This window comes from Vibrio kanaloae (genome assembly GCF_024347535.1).
In the GTDB taxonomy this organism is placed as follows: Bacteria; Pseudomonadota; Gammaproteobacteria; order Enterobacterales; family Vibrionaceae; genus Vibrio; species Vibrio kanaloae.
This window is the reverse complement of the sequence record NZ_AP025497.1, coordinates 3,163,214-3,174,145: the sequence shown is the minus strand read 5'-3', so window position 1 is coordinate 3,174,145 and position 10,932 is coordinate 3,163,214. Positions and strand designations below refer to the sequence as shown.

The following is a 10,932-nucleotide window of genomic DNA, read 5'->3' as shown; positions in this document are numbered from 1 at the left end:
GGTGCCCCACTCTATTTAAGTTATGTGAAATGACCGTTGATTTTACCTGTTGATAAGTAAGATCGCCAGTGATTGATCACAAATTCAGTGAATAAGATCCAAGTTATTCACAGTAAGTTGGATGAAAAGAGTTAGATCCACACATATTGCCCCTAATTTACTCACACAATGATCTACTTATGCCCGGATCCTTGCGAGTTATCCCCAAATTAGAATACGATATAGTTATGGTTAATAACATCTGGTTATTTATTCTATTGAGCCATTTCACAGTAACATCCAATCCCATAAATATAAGGAGTTACCAAATGAATAACTGGGTTAAGGCTGCAATTGCGGCTATCGCACTCTCTGCTGCTACTGTTCAAGCTGCGACTGAAGTTAAAGTCGGCATGTCTGGTCGCTACTTCCCGTTCACTTTCGTTAAACAAGACCAGCTACAAGGTTTTGAAGTGGATTTATGGGATGAGATTGGTAAACGTAACGACTACAAGATCGAATACGTGACTGCAAACTTTTCAGGTCTGTTTGGTCTTCTTGAAACGGGTCGAATTGATACGATCTCAAACCAAATTACAATGACGGATGCACGTAAAGCGAAATATCTATTCGCAGATCCATACGTAGTAGATGGCGCACAGATTACCGTTCGTAAAGGTAACGACAGCATCAAAGGCATCGAAGACTTACATGGCAAGACGGTTGCGGTAAACCTGGGTTCAAACTTCGAACAACTGCTTCGTAGCTATGACAAAGATGGCAAAATCAATGTAAAAACCTACGATACAGGTATTGAACATGATGTAGCACTCGGCCGTGCCGATGCATTCGTAATGGATCGCCTTTCAGCACTAGAGCTTATTAAGAAGACAGGTCTACCATTGCAGCTAGCAGGTCAGCCATTCGAAACCATTGAAAACGCTTGGCCTTTCGTTGACAACGACAAGGGTAAAAAACTGCAAGCTGAAGTAAACCAAGCATTAGCAACAATGCGCGCCGATGGCACGCTAGAAGGTATCTCTCAGAAATGGTTTGGGGCGGATATTACCCAAAAGTAATAACTCACTCGTTCCATTTAAGGCCCACTGCTTTATACAGCGGTGGGCTTTTTGTTTTTGTATTACTGATTAAAAGCCTGATATAACAGTATTTCCAAATAGAACAACACTTCCAATAAAAATATGAGATAGATTATGGGATTTGATTTTAATTACATGCTAGAGCTGCTGCCAATACTGCTGAAGTATCTTGGCACGACCATGGAGATGGCAACTTGGGGTTTGTTCTTTGCTCTGATTCTCTCTTTGATACTGGCAAACATTCGTGTATTCAAAATCCCAGTACTCGATCAGTTGAGCCAACTGTACATCAGCTTCTTTCGCGGCACCCCACTGCTAGTACAGTTATTTCTTCTTTATTACGGCTTACCACAAGTGTTCCCGTGGATGGTTGGTCTAGATGCCTTCAGCGCTGCCGTCATAGGCTTAACTCTGCACTTTGCCGCCTACATGGCAGAAAGTATTCGTGCCGCGATTATCGGTATTGACCGTAGTCAAATGGAAGCCAGCCTATCTGTGGGCATGACAACCAGTCAAGCGATGCGCCGAATCATCTTACCTCAAGCAACCCGCGTCGCATTGCCGTCATTGATGAACTACTTCATTGACATGATTAAGTCGACTTCGCTTGCTTTCACTTTAGGTGTCGCTGAGATCATGGCTAAAGCTCAGATGGAAGCCTCTTCAAGTTTTCGCTTCTTCGAAGCTTTCTTAGCGGTAGCGCTGATTTATTGGGGCGTGGTGGTTATCCTTACTCGTATTCAAATTTGGGCCGAAGTGAAACTGAATAAGGCGTACGTACGATGATCAAATTACAAAATATCCACAAACAATTTGGTGACACTGAAGTATTGAAAGGGATCGACCTAGAAATCAAGCAAGGCGAGATCATTGTCATCATAGGTTCAAGTGGTACTGGTAAATCTACCTTACTGCGTTGTGTTAATTTTCTAGAGCAAGCCGATCAAGGTACGATTTCGATCGATGATATCAAGGTGGATGTTCAGAAACATACCAAATCAGAGGTGCTTGCACTGCGTCGTAAGACGGGGTTTGTGTTCCAAAATTATGCGCTATTTGCTCACCAAACGGCTAAGCAGAACATTGCTGAAGGTTTGATTACTGTTCGAGGTTGGAAAAGTAAACAAGCCCATGAAAAAGCACAACAAATACTCGATGACATTGGTTTAGGTGACAGATCGGACAGTTACCCAGCAGCGCTCTCTGGCGGCCAACAACAACGGGTTGGTATTGGCCGAGCGATGGCACTTCAGCCAGAGCTCTTGTTGTTTGATGAACCTACATCAGCGCTTGATCCTGAGTGGGTTGGCGAAGTACTTAACCTAATGAAAAAATTAGCAAATCAGCATCAAACCATGCTGGTGGTTACCCATGAAATGCAGTTCGCGAGAGAGGTCGCAGATAGAGTGATCTTCATGGCTGATGGCCACATTGTCGAACAGGGATCTCCACAGGATATTTTTGGTAATCCACAAGATCCTAAATTAAAGAAATTCTTAAACAAGGTTGGGATCGACTAAGGATCCTTGTGATTTTAGTTATTCTACGTATAATCCCCCGACCGGAATTTTAGTTAACCCAATCATTGACACTTTTTGTGACAGTGATTACAATTCCGCCTCTTTGTTGAGAGGCGTCGGTTTTCCTTTCTTATATAAAGAAGAGAAAAAATACCCACGCCGGGTTTAACAAAAACCTAAAACTACTGATCAGTAAGGTAATTACAATGAAACGCACTTTTCAACCTACAGTTCTAAAGCGTAAGCGTACACACGGTTTCCGTGCTCGCATGGCTACTAAGAACGGTCGCGCAACAATCAATGCACGTCGTGCAAAAGGCCGTAAGCGTCTTTCTAAGTAATCTTTGATTATTTTGAATAAGCTAGCCTTCGGTCGGGAGTTACGCTTGTTAACTCCCGAACATTATCAAAATGTCTTCAAGCAAGCTCATCGAGCTGGCTCCCCTCATTTCACCATCATTGCTCGAAATAACTCTCTTTCAAATCCTCGTCTTGGATTAGCCGTTCCGAAAAAGCAGATTAAAACCGCCGTGGGTCGTAATCGATTCAAGCGTCTTACTCGTGAAAGCTTTCGTAACACTCAACACAAACTCCCTAACAAAGATTTTGTTGTAATCGCTAAAAAGAGCGCGCAAGATTTAAGCAATGAAGAAATGTTCAAGCTACTCGACAAATTATGGCTTCGCCTGTCTCGCCCTTCGCGTGGATAGCGCTAATACCCATCTATTTTTATAGATGGTTTATTAGTCCACTCATCGGCCCACGCTGCCGATTTACTCCAACCTGCTCTTTATATGCGATAGAAGCGTTGAAAGCTCACGGTTTTGTAAAAGGGTGTTGGTTATCAGGCAAACGTCTATTAAAATGCCATCCTTTGAATGAAGGTGGCTTTGACCCCGTTCCACCAGTCCCAAAACAAGACAGAGATAAATAACGATGGATTCTCAACGTAATATCCTGTTAATCGCATTGGCTTTGGTTTCTTTCCTACTTTTCCAACAATGGAACGTAGCGAAGAACCCAGCTCCACAAGCGGTTGAGCAGGCACAATCTGGCAGCACACTACCAGCACCATCTTATGCAGATGATCTAGACCCAGCTCCAGGTCAAGTTGCTGCTGCAAAAGCTATCACAGTAACAACTGATGTACTGACGCTGTCAATTGATACGGTTGGTGGTGATGTCGTTAAAGCGAACCTTAATGATTACTCTGCTGAGTTCGATTCTGAAGACACTTTTGTTCTTCTTAAAAACGAACCTGGTCACCAATTTATCGCTCAAAGCGGTCTAGTGGGTCCTCAAGGTATCGATTTAAGCAGCACGAACCGCCCTAGCTATACGGTTTCAGCAGACAGCTTTACTCTAGCTGAAGGTCAAGATGAACTACGCATCCCAATGACTTACCAAGCGAACGGCCTTGATTACACAAAAACATTCGTACTTAAGCGCGGCAGCTACGCGATTGACGTTGAATACGATGTAATCAACAATTCTGGTAACAACGCGACATTCGGCATGTACGCTCACCTACGTCAAAACGTTATGGATGACGGCGGTAGCCTAACCATGCCAACGTACCGTGGTGGTGCTTACTCTACGGAAGATACGCGTTACAAAAAATACAGCTTCGACGACATGCAAGATCGCAACCTGTCTCTTAACCTAGCAAATGGTCAGGGTTGGGCTGCGATGATTCAACACTACTTTGCAAGTGCATGGATCCCACGCGACGAAGCAGGCAGCAACCTTTACACTCGTGTAATCGGAAACCTTGGTGACATCGGTGTGCGCATGCCGAACAAGACCATCGCGACTGGCGACGAAGCGAGCTTCAAAGCAACACTTTGGGTTGGTCCTAAACTTCAAGATCAAATGGCTGCTGTTGCACCAAGCCTAGACCTAGTAGTTGACTACGGTTGGTTGTGGTTCATTGCTAAACCACTTCATACTCTGCTTTCGTTCATTCAAGGCATCGTTGTGAACTGGGGTCTGGCAATCATCTGTCTAACATTTATCGTTCGTGGTGCTATGTACCCACTAACGAAAGCCCAGTACACATCTATGGCGAAAATGCGCATGCTTCAGCCTAAGCTGACTGCAATGCGTGAGCGTATTGGCGACGACCGTCAACGCATGAGCCAAGAAATGATGGAGTTGTACAAGAAAGAGAAAGTAAACCCACTAGGTGGCTGTTTACCTATCATCTTACAAATGCCTATATTTATTTCGCTATACTGGGCATTAATGGAGTCTGTAGAACTGCGTCACTCACCGTTTTTCGGTTGGATTACTGACCTTTCAGCGCAAGACCCATACTACATCTTGCCACTTCTGATGGGTGCTTCAATGTTCCTAATCCAGAAGATGAGCCCGACAACGGTAACGGATCCAATGCAGCAGAAGATCATGACCTTTATGCCGGTTATGTTCACATTCTTCTTCCTGTTCTTCCCTTCAGGTCTGGTTCTTTACTGGCTAGTATCGAACATCGTAACTCTGATTCAGCAAACGCTTATCTACCGCGCGCTGGAAAAGAAAGGCTTACATTCTAAGTAAGTTCGAGAATAGAAAGAGATAAAGAAAGGCGACCAAAAGGTCGCCTTTTTGTTTTTAGCTGATTACAATTCAGCTAATTGATTAATCGTGAACGCCCCTTTTTGGCCTTCACATGCTAGCAGGCACACCTATGACTACAGATACGATTGTTGCTCAAGCGACCGCGCCCGGACGTGGTGGCGTCGGTATTATCCGCGTTTCCGGCCCATTGGCGACTCAGGTTGCCCTAGAACTAACAGGAAAAACACTTAAGCCTCGCTACGCTGAGTACTTGCCTTTCAAATCTGCCGATGGCATCGAGCTCGACCAAGGTATCGCGCTTTACTTCCCTAACCCACATTCGTTCACTGGCGAAGACGTGTTAGAGCTGCAAGGCCACGGTGGCCCAGTGGTTATGGACATGCTAATCAAACGCATCCTAACTATCTCAGGTGTACGTGCCGCGCGTCCAGGTGAGTTCTCTGAGCGTGCCTTCTTGAACGACAAAATGGACTTAACGCAAGCCGAAGCGATTGCTGACTTAATTGATGCAAGTTCAGAAGAAGCAGCAAAATCGGCGCTTCAATCACTACAAGGTGAGTTCTCTAAGCGCATTAACACGCTGGTCGATTCACTGATTCATCTGCGAATCTATGTTGAAGCAGCGATCGACTTCCCTGAAGAAGAAATCGATTTCCTTGCTGACGGCAAAGTAAGTGCTGACTTACAGGCTATCATCGACAACCTCGAATCCGTACGCCAAGAAGCCAACCAAGGCGCAATCATGCGTGAAGGTATGAAGGTGGTGATAGCAGGCCGTCCAAACGCTGGGAAATCCAGTCTATTGAACGCACTATCAGGCAAAGAGTCTGCGATTGTGACCGATATTGCCGGTACCACACGAGATGTGCTTCGTGAACATATCCATATCGATGGCATGCCATTGCATATTATCGATACCGCAGGCCTACGTGATGCTTCCGATGAAGTAGAAAGAATCGGTATAGAACGCGCTTGGGAAGAAATTTCTCAGGCAGACCGTGTTTTATTTATGGTGGACGGAACGACTACAGGTGCCACTGATCCAAAAGATATTTGGCCAGATTTCGTTGATCGTTTACCAAATAACATAGGCATGACGGTGATTCGCAATAAAGCGGACCAAACCAGTGAAGAGCTAGGAATTTGTCACGTTAACGATCCGACCTTGATTCGCTTATCAGCTAAAACAGGCGAAGGTATCGATGCACTACGTAGCCATCTAAAAGAATGCATGGGCTTTGCTGGTGGCCATGAAGGTGGCTTCATGGCACGTCGCCGTCACTTGGACGCCTTAGAAAGAGCATCGGATCACCTAGATATCGGCAAACAACAGCTTGAAGGTTACATGGCAGGAGAGATCTTGGCGGAAGAGCTACGTATCACCCAACAGCATCTTAATGAGATTACTGGTGAGTTCAGCTCAGATGATCTTTTAGGTCGTATATTCTCTTCATTCTGTATTGGTAAATAACCTTTAAAAGCCGGCTTATGCTGGCTTTTTTTCTTAGTAAGGACAGCTTAATGATCCATATTATTACAGGCAGCACCTTGGGCGGTGCTGAATACGTTGGCGATCACCTTAATGATCTTCTTGAAGAACAAGGACATGAAATAACCCTGCATAATCAGCCAGATTACGATGATATTGCACAACAAGGCTTTTGGTTATTGGTGACTTCAACTCACGGTGCCGGTGAGTTCCCAGACAATATTAAGCCGTTTATCGACGCATTAACCCAGCATTCTCCAGACTTAAGCCAGGTTCGCTTTGCTGTCGTGGCACTAGGAGATTCAAGCTACGATACCTTTTGTTTAGCGGGAAAATCAGTCCACAGCCAACTGGAAAACCTCGGAGCACAGTCTATTTCAGACTGTTTTAGCATCGATGTATTGGAAACCCCTGTCCCTGAAGATGCAGCTGAAGCCTGGTTTAACGATCATATTGACCAGTTTTAACCGCTTCTTTCTTCCAAAAAGCGGCTTATGCCGCTTTTTTTACCTCCGAATATCGTGATTGTGAATAACTTTTTTTTCAAAAAAATGGAAAATCGACGGTTTATTTTCTATTTTCTCTGTGGATAAGATCATACATATACGGTGATTAACCTATAGTTATCCAAATAACAAGTTTTAGGATAATTTCCCCCTGTGAATAAGTAGCCATTTTGATCCCAGCTAATCCTCAACCTGATCAAAGTTAGATCACATCATTTGATCCAAAAAAGATCCATGATCTTGTTGATCATTTTTGACTTATCCACAGACACCCTCGATCCTAATAATAGATCTAATAAAAGATCTCTTTAAAGATCTTATCTATATTAATTAAAAACAGCTTTTTTGAAAAACTCCAAAAACGTTTTCTCAAGCAAGGAAAACAGGTAGTATATCGCTCCTTTTTATCTGTTTAGAAAACGTTTGAATACCTGAGGTCGGTTCATGCTTTATCACGAAAAATTTGACGTCATCGTTGTTGGTGGTGGCCATGCTGGAACGGAAGCCGCACTCGCATCTGCACGTACTGGTCAAAGTACGTTATTACTCACTCATAATATCGATACATTAGGACAAATGTCTTGTAACCCAGCTATCGGCGGGATCGGTAAAGGCCACTTGGTAAAAGAGGTCGATGCTATGGGTGGATTAATGGCGCAAGCTATTGATCATGCAGGTATTCAGTTCAGAACATTAAACGCATCAAAAGGTCCAGCAGTTCGTGCAACTCGTGCACAAGCTGACCGCATACTTTACAAATCCTTTGTTCGTAATGTGCTAGAAAACACACCGAATCTGACGTTGTTCCAACAATCGGTTGATGACTTGATCGTGGAACAGGATCAAGTGGTGGGCGTGGTGACACAGATGGGCCTTAAATTCCGTGCTAACGCAGTGGTACTGACGGTCGGCACATTCTTGGGTGGAAAGATCCATATTGGGATGGAAAGTTCATCGGGTGGTCGTGCGGGGGATCCACCATCGATCGCTCTTGCTGACCGACTTCGTGATCTTCCATTTAGAGTTGATCGCCTGAAAACAGGTACCCCTCCTCGTATCGATGCACGCAGTGTCGATTTTTCTGAGCTTGAGGTTCAACATGGTGATAACCCGACCCCTGTTTTCTCGTTCATGGGAAATCGAGCTCAACAGCCTCGCCAAATTCCATGTTACATCACACATACTAATGAAAATACGCATGATGTTATTCGTGCTAACCTAGACCGAAGCCCAATGTATGCAGGGGTGATTGAAGGCATTGGCCCTCGCTACTGTCCTTCGATTGAAGATAAAGTGATGCGTTTTGCTGACAAGAACAGCCATCAAATTTTCATTGAGCCTGAAGGTCTTACGACACACGAGCTATACCCTAATGGTATCTCAACCAGTCTGCCGTTTGACGTTCAAGTTAAAATCGTTCATTCAATGAAGGGGTTTGAAAATGCCCATATTGTTCGTCCTGGCTATGCGATTGAGTACGACTTCTTTGACCCTCGCGACCTAAAGCTGAGTTACGAAACTAAGTTTATTAAGGGGCTGTTTTTTGCGGGGCAGATTAACGGTACGACCGGTTATGAAGAAGCAGCTGCGCAAGGCTTGATGGCAGGTCTTAACGCGAGTTTATTTACGCAAGGCAAAGAAGCCTGGAGTCCACGTCGAGACCAAGCTTACATGGGCGTTCTTATTGATGACCTATCAACCATGGGCACTAAAGAACCTTACCGTATGTTTACGTCTCGTGCAGAATACCGTCTTTTGCTTCGTGAAGATAACGCTGATATTCGATTGACTGAGAAGTCTCGCGAGCTTGGCTTAGTGGACGATGCTCGTTGGGCTCGATTCAACGAGAAAGTGGAAAATATTGAGAAAGAGCGTCAACGTTTAAAAGAAACATGGATAAATCCAAAATCTGAAGATATCGGTGCGCTTAATCAGATCCTAAAAACACCAATGTCTCGAGAGGCAAGTGGTGAAGATCTTCTTCGTCGCCCTGAGATGACTTATTCACAGTTAACTGAATTGGATCGTTTTGCTCCAGCATTGGAAGATCAACAAGCATCTGAGCAAGTTGAGATCCAAGTGAAGTACGAAGGCTATATCCAACGCCAACAAGACGAAATTGCAAAATCACTTCGTCATGAAAATACCAAATTGCCTGCTGATATCGACTACAGCCAAATTAAAGGACTTTCTAACGAGGTGGTTCTCAAGCTCACAACCACTAAGCCAGACTCGATAGGTCTTGCTTCTCGTATTTCAGGGATTACGCCTGCGGCAATCTCAATTCTTTTGGTTTATCTGAAAAAGCATGGCCTGTTAAAAAAAGGTGAGGAGGCATAATGAGCGCATTACGCGAAAAACTGGATCACCTGATTGGTCAGACTGAACTTGAAGTCTCTGAAAAACAACGTGGCCAGTTGGTTAGTTATGTTGAATTACTCAACAAATGGAACAAAGCTTATAACTTAACATCGGTGCGTGACCCGTTAGAAATGATGGTGAAACATATCTTAGATAGCATCATTGTTAGTACCCACTTACAAGGCAAACGTTTTATTGATATAGGTACGGGGCCTGGATTGCCAGGGATTCCTCTCTCAATCATGAACCCAGACGGTGAGTTTTACTTGCTGGATAGCTTAGGTAAGCGTATTCGTTTTATTAAGCAGGTCGTTCATGAATTGGGTATCGATAACGTAGTACCGATTCAAAGCCGTGTTGAAGAATTTCAACCTGAAGAAAAGTTTGATGTCGTGCTCAGTCGCGCATTTGCGTCAATGACAGACATGGTAGAGTGGTGTCACCATTTACCTAAAGAGCAATCCGGTGTATTTTTGGCTCTTAAGGGACAACATCCTAAAGACGAAATCGACCTGTTACCTGAATGGTGTTCAGTGACAGACATTAAAGCTTTGCAAGTGCCAGAGCTTAATGGAGAGCGTCATCTAGTTACTTTATCGCGTCAGGGATAATCAGCGAGGCCATAGTGGGTAGAATTGTAGCAATTGCCAACCAGAAGGGCGGCGTAGGAAAAACAACAACTTGCATTAACTTAGCAGCATCAATGGCGGCAACAAAACGCAAGGTCTTGGTTGTTGACCTCGATCCTCAAGGTAATGCCACTATGGCAAGTGGTGTCGATAAATATCAAGTTGAAGCAACTGCTTACGATTTGTTAGTTGAAGACACCTCATTTGATGAGGTAGTTTGTCGAAGTACATCGGGCAATTACGATCTCATTGCTGCCAACGGTGATGTTACGGCGGCAGAAATTAAGTTAATGGAAGTGTTTGCCCGTGAAGTTCGCCTTAAGAGCGCACTGGCATCAGTTCGTGATAACTATGATTTCATCTTTATTGATTGCCCACCTTCTCTAAACCTTCTTACAATTAATGCAATGGCGGCAGCTGATTCCGTATTGGTTCCGATGCAATGTGAATATTTTGCTCTAGAAGGTTTAACGGCGTTGATGGATACCATCAGTAAGCTTGCAGCGGTCGTAAACGAGAACCTGAAGATCGAAGGTCTTCTGCGTACTATGTACGATCCTCGTAATCGCTTATCTAATGAAGTATCTGATCAGCTTAAAAAACATTTCGGTAATAAAGTTTATCGAACTGTCATCCCTAGAAATGTACGTTTGGCAGAAGCGCCGAGTCATGGCAAGCCAGCAATGTACTACGACAAATATTCTGCAGGCGCGAAGGCATACCTAGCTCTTGCTGGTGAAATGTTGCGTCGTGAAGAAGTCCCAGTATAGG

12 protein-coding genes are annotated in these 10,932 nt (G+C 44.2%); all 12 read left to right on the top strand.

Annotation, left to right across the window (positions count from 1 at the left end; genetic code table 11):
• Nucleotides 1-308 precede the first annotated feature (308 nt).
• Nucleotides 309-1,058, top strand: a complete 750-nt coding sequence (locus OCV24_RS14330) for an amino acid ABC transporter substrate-binding protein (protein ID WP_017055481.1) — start codon at nucleotides 309-311, stop codon at nucleotides 1,056-1,058.
• 135 nt (nucleotides 1,059-1,193) lie between these two features.
• Nucleotides 1,194-1,865 (top strand): amino acid ABC transporter permease, encoded by a 672-nt coding sequence (locus OCV24_RS14325; protein WP_017055480.1) that lies wholly within the window; start codon nucleotides 1,194-1,196, stop codon nucleotides 1,863-1,865.
• Entirely contained in the window at nucleotides 1,862-2,599 is a 738-nt protein-coding gene (locus OCV24_RS14320; RefSeq protein WP_150879236.1) for an amino acid ABC transporter ATP-binding protein, read from the top strand. The genes OCV24_RS14325 and OCV24_RS14320 overlap by 4 nt, the downstream gene beginning before the upstream one ends.
• A 206-nt stretch (nucleotides 2,600-2,805) precedes the next feature.
• The gene (rpmH, locus tag OCV24_RS14315; RefSeq protein WP_004735800.1) at nucleotides 2,806-2,940 is read left to right on the top strand and encodes a 50S ribosomal protein L34; all 135 of its coding nucleotides are present in this window, start codon (nucleotides 2,806-2,808) and stop codon (nucleotides 2,938-2,940) included.
• Between the two features lie 45 nt (nucleotides 2,941-2,985).
• Nucleotides 2,986-3,309: a ribonuclease P protein component gene (gene rnpA, locus OCV24_RS14310; protein WP_017055478.1), complete on the top strand. Its 324-nt coding sequence runs from the start codon at nucleotides 2,986-2,988 to the stop codon at nucleotides 3,307-3,309.
• A complete protein-coding gene (gene yidD, locus OCV24_RS14305) occupies nucleotides 3,276-3,533 on the top strand; it encodes a membrane protein insertion efficiency factor YidD (protein ID WP_077681038.1) in 258 nt (85 codons plus the stop codon). The genes rnpA and yidD overlap by 34 nt, the downstream gene beginning before the upstream one ends.
• A 2-nt stretch (nucleotides 3,534-3,535) precedes the next feature.
• Nucleotides 3,536-5,155, top strand: a complete 1,620-nt coding sequence (gene yidC, locus OCV24_RS14300) for a membrane protein insertase YidC (RefSeq protein WP_017055477.1) — start codon at nucleotides 3,536-3,538, stop codon at nucleotides 5,153-5,155.
• 130 nt (nucleotides 5,156-5,285) lie between these two features.
• Nucleotides 5,286-6,647 carry a tRNA uridine-5-carboxymethylaminomethyl(34) synthesis GTPase MnmE gene (mnmE, locus tag OCV24_RS14295; protein ID WP_077681036.1) on the top strand — a complete coding sequence of 454 codons (1,362 nt, stop codon included), beginning with the start codon at nucleotides 5,286-5,288 and terminating at the stop codon, nucleotides 6,645-6,647.
• 50 nt (nucleotides 6,648-6,697) lie between these two features.
• Nucleotides 6,698-7,132 carry an FMN-binding protein MioC gene (gene mioC, locus OCV24_RS14290; RefSeq protein WP_046224858.1) on the top strand — a complete coding sequence of 145 codons (435 nt, stop codon included), beginning with the start codon at nucleotides 6,698-6,700 and terminating at the stop codon, nucleotides 7,130-7,132.
• A 483-nt stretch (nucleotides 7,133-7,615) separates the two neighbouring features.
• Entirely contained in the window at nucleotides 7,616-9,511 is a 1,896-nt protein-coding gene (mnmG, locus tag OCV24_RS14285; protein ID WP_150879237.1) for a tRNA uridine-5-carboxymethylaminomethyl(34) synthesis enzyme MnmG, read from the top strand.
• On the top strand, nucleotides 9,511-10,143 hold the full coding sequence (rsmG, locus tag OCV24_RS14280; protein ID WP_046224856.1) for a 16S rRNA (guanine(527)-N(7))-methyltransferase RsmG: 633 nt from the start codon (nucleotides 9,511-9,513) through the stop codon (nucleotides 10,141-10,143). Before mnmG ends, rsmG begins: the two co-directional genes overlap by 1 nt.
• A gap of 14 nt (nucleotides 10,144-10,157) precedes the next feature.
• Nucleotides 10,158-10,931, top strand: a complete 774-nt coding sequence (locus OCV24_RS14275; protein ID WP_029626854.1) for a ParA family protein — start codon at nucleotides 10,158-10,160, stop codon at nucleotides 10,929-10,931.
• The last annotated feature ends 1 nt before the right edge of the window (nucleotide 10,932 follow it).

Excerpts from the sequence above, each read along its gene's own strand:
- yidC (WP_017055477.1), top strand. The coding sequence starts at position 3,536 with ATGGATTCTCAACGTAATATCCTGTTAATCGCATTGGCTTTGGTTTCT.
- rsmG (WP_046224856.1), top strand. The coding sequence starts at position 9,511 with ATGAGCGCATTACGCGAAAAACTGGATCACCTGATTGGTCAGACTGAA.
- yidD (WP_077681038.1), top strand. The coding sequence starts at position 3,276 with ATGGCTTCGCCTGTCTCGCCCTTCGCGTGGATAGCGCTAATACCCATC.
- rpmH (WP_004735800.1), top strand. The coding sequence starts at position 2,806 with ATGAAACGCACTTTTCAACCTACAGTTCTAAAGCGTAAGCGTACACAC.
- mnmG (WP_150879237.1), top strand. The coding sequence starts at position 7,616 with ATGCTTTATCACGAAAAATTTGACGTCATCGTTGTTGGTGGTGGCCAT.
- OCV24_RS14325 (WP_017055480.1), top strand. The coding sequence starts at position 1,194 with ATGGGATTTGATTTTAATTACATGCTAGAGCTGCTGCCAATACTGCTG.
- OCV24_RS14320 (WP_150879236.1), top strand. The coding sequence starts at position 1,862 with ATGATCAAATTACAAAATATCCACAAACAATTTGGTGACACTGAAGTA.
- mnmE (WP_077681036.1), top strand. The coding sequence starts at position 5,286 with ATGACTACAGATACGATTGTTGCTCAAGCGACCGCGCCCGGACGTGGT.
- mioC (WP_046224858.1), top strand. The coding sequence starts at position 6,698 with ATGATCCATATTATTACAGGCAGCACCTTGGGCGGTGCTGAATACGTT.
- OCV24_RS14330 (WP_017055481.1), top strand. The coding sequence starts at position 309 with ATGAATAACTGGGTTAAGGCTGCAATTGCGGCTATCGCACTCTCTGCT.